Source organism: Streptomyces sp. NPDC037421 (assembly GCF_055602105.1).
The window spans coordinates 1-19021 of record NZ_JBVJWV010000027.1 but is presented as its reverse complement, the minus strand read 5'-3'; the positions used below and the strand labels follow the sequence as shown (position 1 = coordinate 19021).

General features: G+C 72.8%; 18 protein-coding genes. 14 read left to right on the top strand and 4 right to left on the bottom strand.

Annotation, left to right across the window (positions count from 1 at the left end; translation table 11 throughout):
• Positions 1-103 precede the first annotated feature (103 nt).
• The 7 genes from ACZ7IF_RS29560 to ACZ7IF_RS29530 all read left to right on the top strand — a co-directional run bounded on the left by ACZ7IF_RS29560 (position 104) and on the right by ACZ7IF_RS29530 (position 8702).
• A complete protein-coding gene (locus ACZ7IF_RS29560; RefSeq protein ID WP_470977542.1) occupies positions 104-1339 on the top strand; it encodes a hypothetical protein in 1236 nt (411 codons plus the stop codon).
• 12 nt (positions 1340-1351) lie between these two features.
• Complete coding sequence (gene dxr, locus ACZ7IF_RS29555) at positions 1352-2614, top strand: 1-deoxy-D-xylulose-5-phosphate reductoisomerase (protein ID WP_470977539.1); 1263 nt, start codon at positions 1352-1354, stop codon at positions 2612-2614.
• Positions 2611-3912, top strand: a complete 1302-nt coding sequence (locus tag ACZ7IF_RS29550; RefSeq protein WP_470977536.1) for a M50 family metallopeptidase — start codon at positions 2611-2613, stop codon at positions 3910-3912. The genes dxr and ACZ7IF_RS29550 overlap by 4 nt, the downstream gene beginning before the upstream one ends.
• A gap of 175 nt (positions 3913-4087) precedes the next feature.
• A complete protein-coding gene (gene ispG, locus ACZ7IF_RS29545; protein ID WP_344170668.1) occupies positions 4088-5245 on the top strand; it encodes a flavodoxin-dependent (E)-4-hydroxy-3-methylbut-2-enyl-diphosphate synthase in 1158 nt (385 codons plus the stop codon).
• Positions 5246-5403: 158 nt separating this feature from the next.
• Complete coding sequence (locus tag ACZ7IF_RS29540; protein ID WP_470977533.1) at positions 5404-6249, top strand: GNAT family N-acetyltransferase; 846 nt, start codon at positions 5404-5406, stop codon at positions 6247-6249.
• A 97-nt stretch (positions 6250-6346) separates the two neighbouring features.
• Complete coding sequence (locus ACZ7IF_RS29535) at positions 6347-6931, top strand: GNAT family N-acetyltransferase (protein WP_470977530.1); 585 nt, start codon at positions 6347-6349, stop codon at positions 6929-6931.
• 64 nt (positions 6932-6995) lie between these two features.
• A complete protein-coding gene (locus tag ACZ7IF_RS29530) occupies positions 6996-8702 on the top strand; it encodes a proline--tRNA ligase (protein WP_470977527.1) in 1707 nt (568 codons plus the stop codon).
• A gap of 144 nt (positions 8703-8846) precedes the next feature.
• Here the strand turns inward: ACZ7IF_RS29530 and ACZ7IF_RS29525 are convergent, their stop codons facing one another.
• From ACZ7IF_RS29525 to ACZ7IF_RS29510, 4 genes are read right to left on the bottom strand one after another with little or no spacing between them, the layout of a single operon-like run.
• The gene (locus ACZ7IF_RS29525; RefSeq protein WP_470977525.1) at positions 8847-9689 is read right to left on the bottom strand and encodes a slipin family protein; all 843 of its coding nucleotides are present in this window, start codon (positions 9687-9689) and stop codon (positions 8847-8849) included.
• Positions 9690-9732: 43 nt separating this feature from the next.
• Positions 9733-10635 (bottom strand): aminoglycoside phosphotransferase family protein, encoded by a 903-nt coding sequence (locus ACZ7IF_RS29520; RefSeq protein ID WP_470977522.1) that lies wholly within the window; start codon positions 10633-10635, stop codon positions 9733-9735.
• 16 nt (positions 10636-10651) lie between these two features.
• The gene (locus tag ACZ7IF_RS29515; protein WP_470977519.1) at positions 10652-11110 is read right to left on the bottom strand and encodes a ferritin-like domain-containing protein; all 459 of its coding nucleotides are present in this window, start codon (positions 11108-11110) and stop codon (positions 10652-10654) included.
• Complete coding sequence (locus ACZ7IF_RS29510) at positions 11107-11685, bottom strand: hypothetical protein (RefSeq protein ID WP_470977516.1); 579 nt, start codon at positions 11683-11685, stop codon at positions 11107-11109. The genes ACZ7IF_RS29515 and ACZ7IF_RS29510 overlap by 4 nt, the downstream gene beginning before the upstream one ends.
• A 157-nt stretch (positions 11686-11842) precedes the next feature.
• Between ACZ7IF_RS29510 and rimP the strand changes: the two genes are divergently transcribed.
• From rimP to truB, 7 genes are all read left to right on the top strand, one after another.
• Positions 11843-12355, top strand: a complete 513-nt coding sequence (gene rimP, locus ACZ7IF_RS29505; protein WP_470977513.1) for a ribosome maturation factor RimP — start codon at positions 11843-11845, stop codon at positions 12353-12355.
• Positions 12356-12357: 2 nt separating this feature from the next.
• The gene (gene nusA / locus ACZ7IF_RS29500; protein WP_125817007.1) at positions 12358-13359 is read left to right on the top strand and encodes a transcription termination factor NusA; all 1002 of its coding nucleotides are present in this window, start codon (positions 12358-12360) and stop codon (positions 13357-13359) included.
• A gap of 144 nt (positions 13360-13503) precedes the next feature.
• On the top strand, positions 13504-13791 hold the full coding sequence (locus ACZ7IF_RS29495; protein ID WP_470977510.1) for a YlxR family protein: 288 nt from the start codon (positions 13504-13506) through the stop codon (positions 13789-13791).
• A 148-nt stretch (positions 13792-13939) separates the two neighbouring features.
• Entirely contained in the window at positions 13940-17020 is a 3081-nt protein-coding gene (gene infB / locus ACZ7IF_RS29490; RefSeq protein WP_470977507.1) for a translation initiation factor IF-2, read from the top strand.
• A gap of 153 nt (positions 17021-17173) precedes the next feature.
• The gene (locus tag ACZ7IF_RS29485) at positions 17174-17467 is read left to right on the top strand and encodes a DUF503 domain-containing protein (protein ID WP_405978330.1); all 294 of its coding nucleotides are present in this window, start codon (positions 17174-17176) and stop codon (positions 17465-17467) included.
• Positions 17468-17500: 33 nt separating this feature from the next.
• A complete protein-coding gene (gene rbfA, locus ACZ7IF_RS29480; protein WP_362394283.1) occupies positions 17501-17953 on the top strand; it encodes a 30S ribosome-binding factor RbfA in 453 nt (150 codons plus the stop codon).
• A complete protein-coding gene (gene truB / locus ACZ7IF_RS29475; RefSeq protein ID WP_470977503.1) occupies positions 17950-18858 on the top strand; it encodes a tRNA pseudouridine(55) synthase TruB in 909 nt (302 codons plus the stop codon). Before rbfA ends, truB begins: the two co-directional genes overlap by 4 nt.
• Positions 18859-19021: the final 163 nt, after the last annotated feature.

The following is a 19021-nucleotide window of genomic DNA, read 5'->3' as shown; positions in this document are numbered from 1 at the left end:
GGGGGGGAGGGGGGGAGGTCGAGCGATGCGGCGCCGCCCCCCTCCCCCCCCCCCCCCCCCCCCCCCCCCCCCCCCCCCCCCCCCCCCCCCACCGCACCACGTGGTGGCCGACCTGATCGACCGGCTCGACGGGCCCACCCGCAAGTACCTGTGCCGCGACCAGTGGCTGCCCGCCGCCGCCGTCACCCTGCTGCTGCGCCACGGCACCGACGCCGACCGGCACTACATCGCCCGCAACCCGCACGTCGTCGGCCGCCCGCTGCCCGGTCTGCCCGGGCCCGCGCGGTACGCCGCCCGGCCGGGGCCCTCGCCCGAGCTGCTCGCCGAGACAGGCCCCGGCCCCCTCACCCCCGACGAGCTGATCCGCCTGCTGCGCCGGCACGGCCGCCGCCCCCGGATCCCGCTCACCCTGCTCCGCATGCCGCACCTGCTCGACCTCCACGACCCCGAGCCGCTGCTGCGCGCCCACGCCCGCGCCCCGCTGCCGGCCGGCGCCGTCGAGGCCCTGCTGCTGGCGGGCGGACTGCCCCGGCAGGCGTGCCGCGCGCTGCTCGACGCGCGCACGGGGGACACGTACGGCCGCCACTGGTACCGGCCCGCCGTCCGCGCCGTCCGGATGGGCCTGCTGACCTGCGACGAGCTCGTCGCGTACGTGGCCCCCGCGCCCCGCACCCTGCTCCTGGGCCACCTCCCCGCCACCCGCGGGCTGCGCTGGAGCCTGCCCGAACAGGCCGAGATGCAGTCGGCCGTGCACCGCGCCCTGCGCCCCGCGCTCGGCGACGACCCCCGGCTGTGGGCCGAACTGGGCCGCCGGGCCCCCGCCTTCCGCGGCACCCTGCCCGAACTGGCGGCCGCGCTGGCCGCGGGCATCCCGGCCGCGCCCGGCGACGTACGCCACGACCCGGCTCTGGCCCGCGCCGTCCGCCACCTCACCCCGGACCCGGCCCCCGGCGAGCCGGCCGGCGCGTGGGAGCGCGAGCTGGCCCTGGTGAGCCTGGCCGTGCCGATGGACACGGCCGCCGAGGACGTCCGCTGGGTCCGCGACTGCCTGGACCGGGGCCTGCTCACCGGCGCCGACGTGGTCCGGCACAAGGTCCCCGCGTGCTGGGCGCTCGACGAGGACCAGTGGCTCGGCGACATAGGCCACCCCGACCGCCACGACCGCCCGGCCGCCGTGCTCGCCGCCCGCGCCGAGGCGGACCGGCTCTTCGACGCGGCCCTCGGCGACGACCCCGGGGCCTGGTGGCGCGCCGCCCGGGCGCTCCCCGACTTCGCCGGAACCCTCCCCGAACTCCTGGCGCGCGTCACGGACGGGGACTCCGTGTCCAAGCGTCCCTGAGTTGCGGCAACAATGGGGGGCATGAGCGACAGTCCAGCCCCCCTCGCCGACCCGCACCTCCTCTTCGACGCCGCGGCCGGCCGCCGGGACATCGTCATCCTCGGGTCGACCGGGTCCATCGGCACCCAGGCCATCGACCTCGCCCTGCGCAACCCGGACCGGTTCCGGGTCACCGCGCTGTCCGCCGCCGGCGGGCGCGTCGACCTGCTTGCCGAGCAGGCCCGCAAGCTCCGGGTCCGCGCCGTGGCCGTCGCCCGCGAGGACGCCGTACCGGCCCTGAAGGAGGCGCTGGGCGAGCAGTACGGCGCCGCCGAACCGCTGCCCGAGATCCTGGCCGGTCCCGACGCGGCGGCCGAACTCGCCGCCTCCGACTGCCACACCGTCCTGAACGGCATCACCGGCTCCATCGGCCTCGCCCCCACCCTCGCGGCGCTGCGGGCGGGCCGCACCCTGGCCCTGGCCAACAAGGAGTCGCTGATCGTCGGCGGCCCGCTGGTCAAGGCCCTCGCGGAGCCCGGCCAGATCATCCCCGTGGACTCCGAGCACGCGGCCCTCTTCCAGGCCCTCGCCGCGGGCACCCGCGCCGACGTCCGCAAGCTCGTGGTCACCGCGTCCGGCGGCCCCTTCCGCGGCCGCACCCGCGCCGAGCTGGCCTCGGTCACCGTCGAGGACGCCCTCGCGCACCCCACCTGGGCCATGGGCCCGGTCATCACCGTGAACTCGGCGACCCTGGTCAACAAGGGGCTGGAGGTCATCGAGGCGCACCTGCTCTACGACATCCCCTTCGACCGCATCGAGGTCGTGGTCCACCCGCAGTCCTACGTGCACTCCATGGTCGAGTTCACGGACGGTTCCACCCTCGCCCAGGCCACCCCGCCGGACATGCGCGGCCCCATCGCGATCGGTCTCGGCTGGCCCCAGCGGGTCCCGGACGCCTCCCGCTCCTTCGACTGGACCAAGGCCTCCACCTGGGAGTTCTTCCCGCTCGACACCGAGGCCTTCCCGTCCGTCGGCCTCGCCCGGCACGTCGGCACCCTGGGCGGCACGGCCCCCGCCGTCTTCAACGCGGCGAACGAGGAGTGCGTGGACGCCTTCCTGGCCGGTCGGCTGCCGTTCACAGCAATCATGGATACCGTCTCCGCAGTGGTCGACGAGCACGGAACGCCCACGTCGGGAACCTCCCTGACGGTGGCGGACGTCCTCGAAGCGGAGACCTGGGCCAGGGCCCGGGCACGGGAGATGGCGGCGCGGGCCGCCGTGGAGGCGAGCGCATGACCTTGCTGCTGACCCTGACGGGCGTGCTCGTCTTCGTCGTCGGACTGCTGTTCTCGATCGCCTGGCACGAACTCGGCCACCTCTCCACGGCCAAGCTCTTCGGCATCCGCGTGCCCCAGTACATGGTCGGCTTCGGCAAGACCATCTGGTCCCGCAAGAAGGGCGAGACCGAGTACGGGATCAAGGCCATCCCGATGGGCGGCTACATCCGCATGATCGGGATGTTCCCGCCCGGCGAGGACGGCAAGGTCACCGCCCGCTCCACCTCGCCCTTCCGGTCGATGATCGAGGACGCCCGCTCGGCGGCCTACGAGGAGCTCCAGCCCGGCGACGAGACGCGGCTCTTCTACACGCGCAAGCCCTGGAAGCGCGTGATCGTGATGTTCGCGGGCCCCTTCATGAACCTGGTGCTCGCCCTCGCGATCTTCTTCGGCGTCTGGATGACCTTCGGCATCAACCGGACCACCACCCAGATCGCGAGCGTCTCGCCCTGCGTCATCCAGCAGAGCGAGAAGCGCGAGGTCTGCAAGGACGGCGACCCGGTGGCCCCCGCGAAGAAGGCCGGCCTGCGGGCCGACGACCGGATCGTCGCCTTCAACGGCAAGAAGGTGGCCGACTGGGCCGCCCTCCAGAAGCGGATCCGCGACACCGTCGGCCCCGCCACCGTCACCGTCGTGCGCGACGGTAGGCAGCTCGGCATCCCCGTCACCCTGATCCCGAACCAGGTCGCCAAGACCGACGGCCACGGCGGCTACGTCAAGGGCCAGTACGTGACGGCCGGCTGGCTCGGCTTCAGCCCGAAGAACGAGATCGCGGCCCTGTCCTTCGGCGAGTCCGTCGACCACATGGGCGAGATCGTCGACAGCAGCGTGCAGGGCCTCCTCAAGCTCCCCGCCAAGATCCCCGCCCTGTGGAACGCGGCCTTCAGCGGCGGCGAGCGCGAGGCCGACTCCCCGATGGGCATCGTCGGAGCGGCCCGGATGAGCGGCGACATCGCCGCCCTGGACCTGCCCAGCGAGCAGAAGATGTCGATCCTGCTCAACGTGCTGGGCATGTTCAACCTCTCGCTGTTCCTGTTCAACATGCTGCCCCTGCTGCCCCTGGACGGCGGGCACATCGCCGGCGCCCTGTGGGAGTCCCTGCGCCGCACCGTGGCCAAGGTCTTCCGGCGCGCCGACCCCGGCCCCTTCGACGTGGCGAAGCTGATGCCCGCCGCGTACGTGGTCGCCGGCGTCTTCGTCTGCTTCACCCTGCTGGTGCTCGTCGCGGACGTGGTCAACCCCATCAAGATCACCTAGCCGCACGGGCGGGACCCCGGCGGCGACCGGAGCCGGGCACGCATCGTGCCCGGCTCCCTACGTTCGGGTGGCGCGACCCCTCGGATGCAAGGGGCGCGCGCTGCTTGGCGTAACCTCGAAGGCTGGAGCCCGCCGATCTCGGGACCTCGATCCACACCTTGGGGTTGCACAGCAGATGACTGCCATCTCTCTCGGAATGCCGTCCGTGCCGACGAAGCTTGCCGACCGCCGGGTCAGCCGCAAGATCCAGGTCGGTTCCGTGGCCGTCGGCGGCGACGCGCCCGTCTCGGTGCAGTCGATGACCACGACCCGCACCTCCGACATCGGCGCCACCCTCCAGCAGATCGCCGAGCTGACCGCCTCCGGCTGCCAGATCGTCCGCGTGGCCTGCCCGACGCAGGACGACGCCGACGCGCTGGCCGTCATCGCGAAGAAGTCGCAGATCCCGGTCATCGCCGACATCCACTTCCAGCCCAAGTACGTGTTCGCCGCGATCGACGCCGGCTGCGCCGCGGTCCGCGTGAACCCGGGCAACATCAAGCAGTTCGACGACAAGGTCAAGGAGATCGCGTACGCCGCCAAGGAGGCGGGCACGCCGATCCGCATCGGCGTCAACGCCGGCTCCCTCGACGCGCGCCTGCTGAAGAAGTACGGCAAGGCCACCCCCGAGGCGCTCGTCGAGTCCGCGCTGTGGGAGGCCTCCCTCTTCGAGGAGCACGGCTTCGGCGACATCAAGATCTCGGTCAAGCACAACGACCCGGTCGTCATGGTCAACGCCTACCGCCAGCTCGCCGCCCAGTGCGACTACCCGCTGCACCTCGGCGTGACCGAGGCCGGCCCCGCCTTCCAGGGCACCATCAAGTCCGCCGTCGCCTTCGGCGCGCTGCTCTCCGAGGGCATCGGCGACACCATCCGCGTCTCCCTCTCCGCGCCGCCGGTCGAGGAGGTCAAGGTCGGCAACCAGATCCTGGAGTCGCTGAACCTCAAGCCGCGCCGCCTGGAGATCGTCTCCTGCCCCTCCTGCGGCCGCGCCCAGGTCGACGTCTACAAGCTGGCCGAGGAGGTCACCGCGGGCCTGGACGGCATGACCGTCCCGCTGCGCGTCGCCGTCATGGGCTGCGTCGTCAACGGCCCCGGCGAGGCCCGTGAGGCCGACCTCGGCGTCGCCTCCGGCAACGGCAAGGGCCAGATCTTCGTCAAGGGCGAGGTCATCAAGACCGTCCCCGAGTCCAAGATCGTGGAGACCCTCATCGAAGAGGCGCTGAAGATCGCCGAGCAGATGGAGAAGGACGGCGTCGCCTCCGGCGAGCCCAGCGTCGCCATCGGCGTCTGACCACCGGCCTGACCCCGGCCCCCGCCAGGAACCCTCCCGGCCCCGTCCGCGCAGCTCGCGGCCGGGGCCGGGCCCTTTTCGTGACCTGCGGGGCCGGGCGTGCGCAGGTCGCGGCGGGTACAGTGCGGAGATCAGCAGACTTGCACGGTGAGGTCCCAGTGTTGACGCAGACCACGACCAGGGTCCTTGAACCCAGTGATCTCGACGCCGCGCTCGACATCCTCGGACGCGAGCCGGTCGAGAACGCCTTCGTCACCTCCCGGGTCCAGGTCGCCGGACTCGATCCGTGGCGCCTGGGCGGAGAGATGTGGGGCTGGTACGCCGACGGCGAGCTCCGCTCCATGTGCTACGCCGGAGCCAACCTGGTCCCCGTCTGCGCCGGCCCCGACGCCGTGCGCGCCTTCGCCGACCGGGCCCGCCGCACCGGCCGCCGCTGCTCCTCCATCGTCGGCCCCGCCGCGCCCACCCGGCTGCTGTGGCAGCTCCTGGAGCCCAGCTGGGGCCCGGCCCGCGACGTCCGCGGCCACCAGCCGCTCATGGTCACCGAGCGGCCGTCCGCCGAGATCGCCGCCGACCCGAGGGTCCGCCGCATCCGCAAGGACGAGATGGACCTGATCATGCCCGCCTGCGTGGCCATGTTCACCGAGGAGGTCGGCATCTCGCCGCTCGCCGGGGACGGCGGACTGCTCTACCAGGCCCGCGTCGCCGAGCTCGTCGGCAGCGGCCGCTCCTTCGCCCGCGTCGAGAACGGCAAGGTCGTCTTCAAGGCCGAGATCGGCGCCGCCACCGCGGCCGCCTGCCAGATCCAGGGCGTGTGGGTGGCCCCCGAGTTCCGCGGCCGCGGGCACTCCGAGACCGGCATGGCCGCCGTGGTCGAGTACGCGCTGCGCGACGTGGCCCCCGTGGTGAGCCTCTACGTCAACGACTTCAACACCGCCGCCCGCGCGGCCTACCGCCGGGTGGGCTTCCGCGAGGTCGGCGCGTTCATGAGCGTGCTGTTCTGACCTACGGCAGCGTCCTGTTCCGACCTACGGCGGGGAGCAGCCGGTTTCGTCCGGGAAGCCGTACCGGAGCGGCCCTACCCCGAAGTAAGGTCGCCGCATGCTGCCTACTTCCCCGGGCGACGACGCCGTACGGCCCGCCGGACTCCGCATCGGGCACCTCGACCTGGCCGGCCGGGTGGACGAAGCCCTGCGCGTCCAGGCCGTCGCCTTCGGGCTCAGCGAGGAGGAGGTCGGCATCCGGCGCTACATCGTCCAGCGCCACATGACCTGCCCCGGCGCCCGCGCGCTCGGCGCCTTCACCGACGACGGGGCGCTGGCCGGCTTCGTCTACGGCATGCCCAACGACCGCGGCCACTGGTGGTCCACCATCGTCGAGCCCTACCTTCGGGCCGGCGGCGCCGAGCACTGGCTCGACCACTCCTTCGTCATCACCGAGCTGCACGTCCACCCCGGCTTCCAGGGCCGCGGCGTCGGCCGCACCCTCATCACCCGGATCACCGACGGCGCCGCCGAGCCCCGCTCGATCCTCTCCGCCATCGACACCGACAGTCCGGCCCGCGGGCTCTACACCGCCCTCGGCTACCGGGACCTCGCCCGGAAGGTCCACTTCCCGAGCGCGAGCCTGCCGTACGCGGTCATGGGTGCCCCGCTGCCCCTGCTCAGGCCCCCGCACGCGCACTGAAACGGGTTTCCGGGCCCGTGAAATGGGTTTCCGGGCCCGCCTCGGCCCCCGGTAGCCTCCCGGCATGTCCACTCACCACGTGCAGCGCATGTCCCGCCTCATGGCCAAGACCCTCCGCGAGGACCCGGCCGACGCCGAGACCCTCAGCCACCGCCTCCTGGTCCGGGCCGGCTACGTCCGGCGCAGCTCCGCCGGGGTGTGGACCTGGCTGCCGCTCGGCAAGAAGGTCCTGGACAACGTCTCGCGCATCGTCCGCGAGGAGATGGACGGGATCGGCGCGCAGGAGGTGCTGCTGCCGGCGCTGCTGCCGAAGGAGCCGTACGAGGTCAGCGGCCGCTGGTCGGAGTACGGTGACCTGCTGTTCCGGCTGAAGGACCGCAAGGGCGCCGACTACCTCCTCGGCCCCACCCACGAGGAGATCTTCACCCTCGTGGTGAAGGACCAGTGCACGTCCTACAAGGACCTGCCGGTCATGCTGTACCAGATCCAGACCAAGTACCGGGACGAGGCCCGGCCCCGGTCCGGCGTGCTGCGCGGCCGCGAGTTCCAGATGAAGGACTCGTACTCCTTCGACGTGTCGGACGAGGGGCTCGCCGAGTCCTACCGGCTCCACCGCGAGGCCTACGTGCGCATCTTCGAGCGCCTCGGCCTGGACCACCGGATCGTGTCGGCGGTGTCGGGCGCGATGGGCGGCTCGGCGTCGGAGGAGTTCCTCGCGCCGGCCGGCGCGGGCGAGGACACCTTCGTGGACTGCCCCTCCTGCGACTACGCGGCGAACACGGAGGCGGTCACCTTCGCGCTGAAGCCGGCCGGGGGCGCTGAGCACGCTCCGCTGGAGGAGATCCCGACCCCCGACACCCCCACCATCGAGACCCTGGCCGCGCACCTCGGCGTGCCGGCCTCCGCGACCCTGAAGAACCTGCTGGTCAAGGTGGACGGCGAGATCACCGCCGTCGGCGTGCCGGGGGACCGCGAGGTGGACCTCGGCAAGCTCGGGGAGCACCTGGCCCCGGCGGTGGTGGAGCTGGTGACGGCGGAGGACTTCGCGGACCGGCCCGACCTGGTACGCGGCTACGTGGGTCCGCAGGGCCTGGAGAAGGTCCGCTACCTCGCCGACCCGCGCGTCGCGCCGGGGACGGCGTGGGTGACGGGTGCCAACAAGGCCGACACGCATGCCCGGAACGTGGTCTGTGGCCGGGACTTCGAGGTGGACCGGTACCTGGACGTGGTCGTCGTCGAGCCGGGCGACCCCTGCCCGGCGTGTGGTGCCGGACTGAAGCTGGACCGGGCCATCGAGATCGGGCACATCTTCCAGCTGGGGCGGAAGTACGCCGACGCGTTCGGACTGGACGTGCTCGGCAAGGAGGGCAAGCCGGTCCGGGTCACCATGGGCTCCTACGGCATCGGCGTCTCCCGCGCGGTGGCCGCGCTGGCCGAGCAGACGGCCGACGAGCGGGGTCTGCGCTGGCCCGCGGCGGTGGCGCCGGCCGACGTCCACGTGGTGGCGGCGGGCAAGGCGGGGCCGCTCGCGCTGGCGGAGGAGGCGGCGGCCGCCCTGGCCGCGGCGGGGCGGCGGGTCCTGCTGGACGACCGGCCCGGGCTGTCGCCGGGCGTCAAGCTGACGGACGCGGAGCTGATCGGCGTGCCGTGGATCCTGGTGGCGGGACGCCGCTCCGCCGAGGGCGTCGTCGAACTGCAGGACCGCGCCGCCGGCACCCGTGAGGAACTCCCGCTGACGGAGGCGCTGGCCCGGCTGGGCCGGCTGGGGTAGGCGGCGGCGGTCGGGGTGTGGGGGAGCGGCGTCCTGCCTGGGCCGACGGGGCTTGATCCGGCCGAGCTGGGCTCGGATGTGCCGCTAGGCGGCCGGAGTGCGGGTAGGGGACCGCTCCGCGCAGCGGCAGACCCGCGGCGGCGCTCACGCCGTCGGGGGCTCTGCCGGCGGCGGGGTCGTCCGGGCAGTGGGAGCGGCAGGGGCGGGAGCAGCAGGCGCGGGAGCGACGGGGGCCGCGCGTTCCAGGAAGCGCAGGAGTTCCACCGGGAAGGGGAGGACCAGGGTGGAGTTCTTCTCCGCCGCCACCGCGATCACCGTCTGCAGCAGGCGGAGCTGGAGGGCGGCGGGCTGGTCGGACATGACGGCGGCGGCTTCGGCCAGCTTGTGCGAGGCCTGGAGCTCCGCGTCCGCGTTGATCACCCGGGCGCGCCGCTCCCGGTCGGCCTCCGCCTGGCGGGCCATCGACCGCTTCATCGTCTCCGGTAGCGAGACGTCCTTGATCTCCACGCGGTCGATCTGGACGCCCCAGCCCATCGCCGGGCTGTCGATCATGAGTTCCAGGCCCTGGTTGAGCTTCTCGCGGTTCGAGAGCAGGTCGTCCAGGTCGCTCTTGCCGATGATCGAGCGCAGCGAGGTCTGCGCCATCTGGGAGACGGCGAAGCGGTAGTCCTCCACCGCGATGATCGCGCTCGCCGGATCGACCACCTTGAAGTAGACGACCGCGTCCACGCGGACCGTGACGTTGTCCCTGGTGATGCCCTCCTGCGCCGGCACCGGGAGGGTGACGATCTGGAGGTTCACCTTGTGGAGACGGTCCGCCACCGGGAGGATCATCGTGAATCCGGGCGGGCGGACGCCCTCCCGCAGGCGGCCGAAGCGGAGGACCACTCCGCGCTCGTACTGCTTCACCACCCGGGCGGCCGCGCCCAGGTAGACCGCGACGCCCGTGGCGGCGGCGATTCCCGCTGTCAGCAGTTCCTCGACCATGGCGGCCCCCTGCCGGACAAATGCCTTCTGTGGTGTTATGCCCTCACAGCCAGGCCGCGAACTCCAGCAGCAGCTCCGCGTCCCGTCGCCGCCCGGCGGCCAGCGAGCGGACGCCGGACTCCACCGCCCGGAACACCGTCCAGCCCCGCAGCCGCTCCCGGTCCACCTCCAGGGAGTCGGCGAGCTTGTTCACCCGCCGCCGGGCCCCGGCGGCCCCCGCCGAGGCGGCCATCTGGTCCTCCAGCCGGTCCCGGACCAGCCGGGCCAGGTCGTAGGCACGCTCGCCGACCAGCGGGTCCGGGCCCACCGTCAGCCAGGGGGCGCGTTCGGCCGCCAGTACCTTGCCCTGCCGGAAGTTTCCGTGCAGGAGGAGGGCTTCGGGGGGTGCGGCGGTCAGCTCGTCGCGGAGGGCGAGGGCCGTCTCCGCGAGTGCCCGGGCCTCCGGCGGGGCCGAGCGCAGCAGCGCGGACTGGGCGGCCGTGCGCTCGGCCACCGTCTCGAAGGGGTGGTCCTGCGGCGGGCCCACCCACAGCCGGCGCAGCGTGCCGCAGGCCTCCAGCAGGGCCTTGGCCTCCGGCAGCGAGCGCAGCGACACGTCGGGGTGCAGCCGCTCCAGCAGCAGTGCCCCGTCCTCCTCGTGGTGGCGCGAGTCGAGTACCCGTACGGCCCCGAAGCCGCCCCAGTGGGCGAGCGCGGCCAGCTCCCGGCCGGGAGCGGCACCGGGCGGCGCCAGCTTCAGGGCGGCCGGGGTGCCGTCGGGGTAGTGGACGAGCAGCACCACGCTGCTGCGCCCGCCCGGGGCCTGGACCCGCTGGGCCGTGACGTCCCGCCGCTTCAGCGCCTCCTCGGCGAGCTCGGGCAGACGCCCCAGCCACTCCGTGTCCCGCTCGGTCGGCGGCAGCTCGCCGAGCGCCCGTACGAGCCGCTGCGGCGGTTCGAAAGCCATGCGTGCCTGGTCCCTTTCAGCTGGTACGGGCCGCCTGTGCGCGTTCCGCGAGCCCAGGGAAGGCTACGCCGACACCGCGCCAGCGTGCCGCGCGCACGGCCGCCGCACTCAGCGCGTCAGCCGCCTCGCGGCGCAACTGGCCGTCCGCCGACCGCACCAGGTCGGAGTACGCGCCCGCCACCCGGTCCTCGATCACGGCGGCCAGCCGCTCGGAGTCGGCCGGGGTGCGGACCTCGAAGGGCAGGGCGTACGCGGCCTCGGCGGGCTGCGGCGCGCCGCCCAGCTCCCGCACGGTCCGGGTCAGCCGGTCGCGGCGGGCCAGGTGGCTGCCGTAGGCCTCCCGGGCCTCGGTCGCCCGGGCGGGCGCGACGCGAGCGCCGATCACCCCGTACCCGTACGCGGCGGCGTGCTCGGCGGCCAGCGCGGCCTGGGCGGCCCGGAGGGGGCCGCCGGCGGGGGAGGGCGAGGGCTTCACGAGGCGGCTCCCGGGGTCGAGGTGAGCAGGTAGGCGTGGACGGCCCCGCAGGCCGCCACCGAGGCGAGCATCCTGGCCAGCTCCCCGGGGGCGCCGGCCAGGGCGATGGTCCGGGCCTCCGACAGGTCCCGCTCGGCGTCCGCGAGCGCGCTCACGGCCTCGGCGGGCTGCGCCGGGACCGGCTCCTTGCGCGCCGCCGGGGCGCCGGGAGCGGGCGCCCCGGCGCCGGACGCGGACGGGGAGGGCGGTCCCGGGCGGGGGGACGGGTCCCCGGCCGCGGGGCCGGCGAAGGCCAGGGCCGTCGTGTGCGCCGCGACGGCCGCGCGGAGCGGCCCGAGGCGCTCGGCGAGCCCGGGATGGGCGGCCAAGGTGGCGTCGTAACGTTCCAGCAGCCGCTCGCTGTCACGAACGGCGCTCTCCCGCATCCGCCGATCGAGTGAGATCCCGCTCTCGGCGCCCGAGGCGTCACCGCCCCCGGCGCATCCGGTGAGCAGCACGGCCCCGGCCGTACCGGCGGCTCCGGCGAGCAGGCTCCTTCGGGAGGGCGAGGGCCTCAAAGGCGTGGTCCAGGGCACGGCGGCCTCCTCGGGGGGTGATGGCGGGGCAGGGTGTGATCACGGTACCCGGGGGTCCCGTCCGCAGCGCGGACGGCAACACCCTCCGCGACCGGATACCCTTTGACCTGACACGACGGAAAACCACAACAGCACACGCGGCCGAGGAGTCACCCGGATGAGCACCACCCAGAGCGACAGGCTGCGCGGACTGCTGGAGCCGCTCGTCGCCGCCAAGGGCCTGGACCTCGAGGACATCGAGCTTTCCAAGGCGGGCAAGCGCCGGATGCTGCGCATCATCGTGGATTCCGATGAGGGTGTCGACCTGGACGAATGCGCCGAGCTGAGCCGTGAGATCTCCGACCGGCTCGACGAGTCCGATCTGATGGGCGAGGACGAGTACAACCTCGAAGTCAGCTCCCCGGGCGCGGACCGCCCGCTCAGTGCGCACCGTCACTACGTTCGGGCGACCGGCCGCCTCGTGAAGTTCCAGCTGTCCGCCGGGGGTGAAAAGGGTGCCGGGGAACTGATCGCCCGCATCCTCGGCGTCGACGACGAGGGCATGGACCTCGAAGTCCCGGGTGTGAAGGGCCGCAAGGCGACCGCCCGTCGTATCGCTTTCACCGACATCGCCAAGGCGCGAGTCGAGATCGAGTTCAGCCGCAAGGACAAGAAGGAAGAGGAGGCGTAGCCGTGGACATCGACATGAGTGCCCTGCGGGGTCTGGTCCGGGAGAAGGAGATCTCCTTCGACCTGCTCGTCGAGGCGATCGAGTCGGCCCTCCTCATCGCGTACCACCGCACCGAGGGCAGCTTCCGGCGCGCCCGTGTCGTGCTCGACCGTACCAACGGTCACGTGGTCGTGTGGGCGACGGAGGACCCGAGGGACCTCGAAGAGGGACAGGAGCCCAAGGAGTTCGACGACACCCCGTCGGACTTCGGGCGGATCGCCGCGACGACCGCCAAGCAGGTGATCCTCCAGCGTCTGCGCGACGCCGAGGACGACCTGACCTTCGGCGAGTTCGCCGGCCGCGAGGGCGACGTCATCACCGGCGTCGTCCAGCAGGGCAAGGACCCCAAGAACGTCCTCGTCGACATCGGCAAGCTGGAGGCCATCCTGCCGGTGCAGGAGCAGGTTCCCGGCGAGGAGTACACGCACGGCCTCCGTCTGAAGACGTACGTCGTACGGGTGGCGAAGGGTGTCCGCGGTCCGTCCGTGACCCTGTCGCGCACCCACCCGAACCTGGTGAAGAAGCTCTTCGCGCTGGAGGTCCCGGAGATCGCCGACGGCAGCGTCGAGATCTCCGCGATCGCCCGCGAGGCCGGCCACCGCACCAAGATCGCCGTCCGGTCCACCCGCTCCGGCCTCAACCCGAAGGGCGCCTGCATCGGCCCGATGGGCGCCCGGGTGCGCAACGTGATGGCCGAGCTGCACGGCGAGAAGATCGACATCGTCGACTGGTCGGACGACCCGGCGGAGATGGTGGCGAACGCGCTGTCACCCGCCCGGGTGAGCAAGGTCGAGGTCGTCGACTGGGACACCCGCTCCGCGCGGGTGACCGTGCCCGACTACCAGCTGTCGCTGGCCATCGGCAAGGAGGGGCAGAACGCCCGCCTCGCCGCCCGCCTCACCGGCTGGCGCATCGACATCCGGCCCGACACGGAGGCGCCCGCCGACGCGGACGCCGGTGCCTGACCGGGAATAAACCGCTACCGGCCGGGGGTTTCCGGCCGGTAGACAGGTACTCCGGCACTGCCGGAGCACCTCGGAAACCACAACGACATCCGTTCGATTTTTCACCTGAAGGGGTGAGGTCGGTACGGGGAGGTAGACTTAGGCGTGTCTGGCCGGACGCAAGCCCGCGCATGCCCCGAACGCACCTGTGTGGGGTGCCGGGAGCGAGCGGCCAAGAGCGATCTGCTGCGGGTCGTGGCGATCGGGGACGAATGCGTCCCTGATCCTCGCGGTACGCTGCCCGGCCGGGGTGCCTACGTGCACCCCGCCGTGGTCTGCCTCGACCAGGCGGTCCGCCGCCGGGCGTTCCCCCGGGCCCTCAGGTCCGCCGGAGCGCTCGACACGGAGGCGCTGCGCAAAGCCCTGGCCGTACCGGCCGAGGCGACACCGTAAGAAGAAGTACGGCACGGACACCCCGTGCGGTCAGGTACCTCGCGAGTTGGAAGTAGGTCGAGATTGCGATGAGCACTCGATGAGTACGCGATGAGTACGCCCATGAAGTAGCGACGGTCCGGCGTAACCCGGACCTAAAAGGAGCGAAGTGGCTAAGGTCCGGGTATACGAACTCGCCAAGGAGTTCGGGGTAGAGAGCAAGGTCGTCATGGCCAAGCTCCAAGAACTCGGTGAATTCGTCCGTTCGGCGTCCTCGACGATCGAGGCGCCGGTTGTACGCAAGTTGACTGACGCACTGCAGGGGCCCGGCGGCAACGCCGGCAAGTCCGCTGCGAAGCCCGGCGCGCCCCGCAAGGCCGCGCCCGCCAAGCCCGCGGCGCCCTCCCCGGCCGCCGCGGCACGTCCTGCTGCCCCCAAGCCCGGCGCACCGGTGGCTCCCAAGCCCGCCGCTGCCGAGGCCCCCGCGGTCAGCGCCCCGGTGACTCCGGCCGCCCCCGGCCCGCGTCCCGGTCCCAAGGCTCCCGCCCCGAAGCCCGCTCCGGCGGCTCCCGTGGCGACCGAGTTCTCCGCGCCTCCGGCGGCCCCGGCCGCTCCGGCGCGTCCCGCCGCGTCCCCCGGCCCGCGTCCGGCGCAGCAGCGCCCGGCCGGCCCGGGTCAGGGTGCCCGTCCCGGCGCCCCGCGCCCGGCCGGTGCCACCCCCGGCTCCCAGGCCCCGCGTCCCGGCGGCTCCCAGGCCCCGCGTCCGCAGGGCGCCCGTCCGGCCGGTCCCCGTCCGGGCAACAACCCCTTCACCTCCGGCGGCTCGACCGGCATGGCGCGCCCGCAGGCGCCCCGTCCGGCCGGTGCTCCCCGTCCCGGTGCCCCCGGCGCCGGCGGCCAGGGTGCCCCGCGTCCGCAGGCCGGTCCCGGCGGCGCCCCGCGTCCGCAGGGTCCCGGCGGCGCCCGTCCCACCCCGGGCGGCATGCCCCGTCCGCAGGGCGGCGCTCCGCGTCCGGCCCCGGGCGGCAACCGTCCGAACCCGGGCATGATGCCGCAGCGTCCCGCTGCCGGTGGTCCCGGTCCGCGTCCCGGCGGCGGCCCCGGCCGTCCCGGTGCCGGCGGTCCGCGTCCCGGCGGTGGCGCCGGTCGTCCCGGCGGCGGCTTCGCCGGCCGTCCGGCCGGTCCGGGCTCGCGTCCGGCCGGCGGCGGCTTCGGCGGCCCGCGTCCGGGTGGCGGCGGCTTCGGCGGCGGCCCGGCCGGTGCCGGTGGCGGCGGTCGTCCCGGCTTCGGTGGCCGTCCCGGCGGTCCCGGTGCCCGTGGTGGCACGCAGGGTGCCTTCGGCCGCCCCGGCGGTCCGGCCCGTCGAGGTCGCAAGTCCAAGCGCCAGCGTCGCCAGGAGTACGAGGCCATGCAGGCCCCGTCCGTGGGCGGCGTGATGCTGCCGCGCGGTGGCGGCGAGACCGTGCGCCTGTCGCGCGGTGCCTCCCTCACCGACTTCGCGGAGAAGATCAACGCCAACCCGGCGTCGCTCGTCGCCGTGATGATGAACCTCGGCGAGATGGTCACTGCCACGCAGTCCGTCTCCGACGAGACCCTCCAGCTCCTCGCCGGCGAGATGAACTACACCGTTCAGATCGTCAGCCCGGAGGAAGAGGACCGCGAGCTCCTCGAGGGCTTCGACATCGAGTTCGGCGAGGACGAGGGCGGCGAGGAGTTCCTGCTCCCGCGTCCGCCGGTCGTGACCGTCATGGGTCACGTCGACCACGGTAAGACCCGACTGCTCGACGCCATCCGCAAGACGAACGTCGTCGCGGGCGAGGCCGGCGGCATCACCCAGGGCATCGGTGCCTACCAGGTCTCCACCGAGGTCAACGACGAGCAGCGTCGCATCACCTTCATCGACACCCCGGGTCACGAGGCGTTCACCGCCATGCGTGCCCGCGGTGCGAAGTCGACCGACATCGCGATCCTCGTGGTCGCGGCCAACGACGGCGTCATGCCGCAGACGATCGAGGCGCTCAACCACGCCAAGGCCGCCGGCGTCCCGATCGTCGTCGCGGTCAACAAGATCGACGTCGAGGGTGCCGACCCGACCAAGGTCCGCGGTCAGCTGACCGAGTTCGGTCTGGTCGCCGAGGAGTACGGCGGCGACACGATGTTCGTCGACATCTCCGCCAAGCAGGGTCTGCACATCGACTCCCTGCTGGAGGCCGTCGTCCTCACCGCCGACGCCTCGCTCGACCTGCGCGCCAACCCCGAGCAGGACGCTCAGGGTATTGCGATCGAGTCCCACCTCGACCGCGGCCGCGGTGCCGTCGCCACCGTCCTCGTCCAGCGCGGTACCCTCCGCGTCGGCGACACGATGGTCGTGGGCGACGCCTACGGCCGAGTGCGCGCCATGCTCGACGACAAGGGCAACAACATCGAGGAAGCGGGTCCGTCGACCCCCGTCCTGGTCCTGGGTCTCACCAACGTCCCCGGCGCCGGCGACAACTTCCTCGTCGTCGACGAGGACCGCACCGCCCGTCAGATCGCCGAGAAGCGTGCTGCGCGTGAGCGCAACGCCAACTTCGCCAAGCGCGTCCGCCGGGTGTCCCTGGAAGACCTCGACTCGGTCCTCAAGGCCGGTCTGGTCCAGGAACTCAACCTCATCATCAAGGGCGACTCGTCCGGTGCGGTCGAGGCCCTCGAGTCCTCGCTGCTCCAGCTCGACGTCGGCGAAGAGGTCGACATCCGCGTCCTGCACCGCGGTGTGGGTGCGGTCACCGAGTCCGACATCTCGCTGGCGATGGGCTCCGACGCCATCGTCATCGGCTACAACGTCCGCGCTGTCGGCCGTGCCGCGCAGATGGCGGACCGCGAGGGCGTCGACGTCCGGTACTACTCGGTGATCTACCAGGCCATCGAGGAGATCGAGGCGGCCCTCAAGGGTCTGCTCAAGCCGGAGTACGAAGAGGTCGAGCTCGGTACGGCGGAGATCCGCGAGATCTTCCGCTCGTCCAAGCTGGGCAACATCGCCGGTGTCCTGGTCCGCTCGGGCGAGGTCAAGCGCAACACCAAGGCGCGGCTCCTGCGCGATGGCAAGGTCATCGCGGAGAACCTCACCATCTCCGGTCTGCGCCGCTTCAAGGACGACGTCACCGAGATCCGCGAAGGCTTCGAGGGCGGTATCAACCTCGGCTCCTTCAACGACATCAAGATCGACGACGTCATCGCGACGTACGAGATGCGCGAGAAGCCCCGCGCGTAAGCGCGAGGCACATCGCACCGTGTCGTAACCCCGGGGCCGGTCGGCGGAATATCCGTCGATCGGCCCCGGCCGTTGCGTGTACGGTTCTGGTGACCCTGCCGAGCGTCGGCCGGCAGGCCACCGAACCCGCACCGGCGGGATATCCGGAACTGCATGTACGTGGGGACTCTGTCCTTCGATCTGCTCCTCGGCGACGTCCACTCGCTGAAGGAGAAACGCTCCGTCGTCCGGCCCATCGTCGCCGAGCTCCAGCGCAAGTTCTCCGTGAGCGCGGCCGAGGTGGGAGACCAGGACCTGCACCGCAGGGCCCGTATAGGGGTCGCCCTGGTGAGCGGGGACGCGGGGTTCGTGTCGGACGTACTCGACCGCTGTGAGCGGCTGGTCGCGGCGCGTCCGGAAGTGGAACTGCTGTCCGTGAGGCGGCAGTACCACGGTGATGAAGACTGATTGCTTGTCTGCAACAAAGAAGGAGACGGACCAGTGGCCGACAATGCGCGGGCGAAGAAGCTGGCGGACCTCATCCGGGAGGTGGTGGCCGAGAAGCTGCAGCGCGGAGTCAAGGACCCCCGCCTCGGTACGCACGTGACCATCACGGACACCCGGGTCACCGGCGACCTGCGGGAGGCCACGGTCTTCTACACGGTCTACGGCGACGACGAGGACCGGGCCAGCGCGGCAGCGGGCCTGGAGAGCGCCAAGGGCGTACTGCGCTCCGCGGTCGGCCGGGCGGCGGGAACCAAGTTCACGCCCACCCTGACCTTCGTCGCGGACGCCCTCCCGGAGAACGCCAAGACCATCGAGGACCTCCTCGACAAGGCGCGGGCCTCCGACGCCCAGGTGCGCGAGGTGTCCTCCGGCGCGAAGTACGCCGGCGACGCCGACCCGTACAAGAAGCCGGGCGACGAGGACGACGAGGACGCAGCCGCGGAATGAGCACCAACGCAGGGAAGACTCCGGACGGCCTTGTCATCGTCGACAAGCCGTCCGGCTTCACTTCGCACGACGTGGTCGCCAAGATGCGCGGGATCGCCAAGACCCGTCGCGTCGGCCACGCCGGCACCCTCGACCCGATGGCGACGGGCGTCCTCGTCCTCGGCGTGGAGAAGGCCACCAAGCTCCTCGGCCACCTCGCGCTGACGGAGAAGGAGTACCTCGGCACCATCCGGCTCGGGCAGAACACCCTCACGGACGACGCCGAGGGCGAGATCACCTCGTCCGCCGACGCCTCCGGGGTGACCCGCGAGGGCGTGGACGCGGGCATCGCCAAGCTGACCGGCGAGATCATGCAGGTCCCGTCCAAGGTCAGCGCCATCAAGATCAAGGGCGTGCGCTCCTACAAGCGCGCCCGCGACGGCGAGGACTTCGAGATCCCGGCCCGGCCGGTCACCATCTCGTCGTTCCAGGTGTACGACATGCGCGAGGCCGAGGCCGAGGACGGCACCAAGGTCGTCGACCTCGTCGTCTCCGTCGTCTGCTCCAGCGGTACGTACATCCGGGCCCTCGCCCGCGACCTGGGCGCCGACCTGGGCGTCGGCGGCCACCTCACGGCGCTGCGGCGCACCCGGGTGGGCCCGTACAAGCTCGACAAGGCGCGCACGCTGGACCAGCTCCAGGAGGAGCTGACCGTCATGCCGATCGGCGAGGCGGCCGCCGCCGCGTTCGCGCGCTGGGACCTGGACGCCCGCCGGGCCTCGCTGCTCGCCAACGGCGTGCGGATCGACATGCCGGACGAGTACCAGGACGGCCGGACCGTCGCCGTCTACGGGCCGGAGGGCAAGCTGCTCGGGCTCGTGGAGAGCAAGGGCGGCAAGGCGAAGTCCCTCGCGGTCTTCGTCTGAGAGGGCCCCGGCCCCTGCTGCGTTGACGTGGGGGGGGGGGGGGGGGAAGAGAGGGGGTCCCCCCCCCCCCCCCCCCCCCCGGGGGGGGTCTTTTCCCCCCGAAGGACACACTTCCCCCCCCCGGCAAGGGACCGGCGAGGGGGTGGGGGGGGGGAGGGGGAGG

Bases quoted from the DNA above. Each gene is read 5' to 3' on its own strand.
- dxr (WP_470977539.1), top strand. From the start codon at position 1,352: ATGGGGGGCATGAGCGACAGTCCAGCCCCCCTCGCCGACCCGCACCTC.
- ACZ7IF_RS29550 (WP_470977536.1), top strand. From the start codon at position 2,611: ATGACCTTGCTGCTGACCCTGACGGGCGTGCTCGTCTTCGTCGTCGGA.
- ispG (WP_344170668.1), top strand. From the start codon at position 4,088: ATGACTGCCATCTCTCTCGGAATGCCGTCCGTGCCGACGAAGCTTGCC.
- ACZ7IF_RS29535 (WP_470977530.1), top strand. From the start codon at position 6,347: ATGCTGCCTACTTCCCCGGGCGACGACGCCGTACGGCCCGCCGGACTC.
- ACZ7IF_RS29530 (WP_470977527.1), top strand. From the start codon at position 6,996: ATGTCCACTCACCACGTGCAGCGCATGTCCCGCCTCATGGCCAAGACC.
- ACZ7IF_RS29525 (WP_470977525.1), bottom strand. From the start codon at position 9,689: ATGGTCGAGGAACTGCTGACAGCGGGAATCGCCGCCGCCACGGGCGTC.
- ACZ7IF_RS29520 (WP_470977522.1), bottom strand. From the start codon at position 10,635: ATGGCTTTCGAACCGCCGCAGCGGCTCGTACGGGCGCTCGGCGAGCTG.
- rimP (WP_470977513.1), top strand. From the start codon at position 11,843: ATGAGCACCACCCAGAGCGACAGGCTGCGCGGACTGCTGGAGCCGCTC.
- ACZ7IF_RS29485 (WP_405978330.1), top strand. From the start codon at position 17,174: ATGTACGTGGGGACTCTGTCCTTCGATCTGCTCCTCGGCGACGTCCAC.
- truB (WP_470977503.1), top strand. From the start codon at position 17,950: ATGAGCACCAACGCAGGGAAGACTCCGGACGGCCTTGTCATCGTCGAC.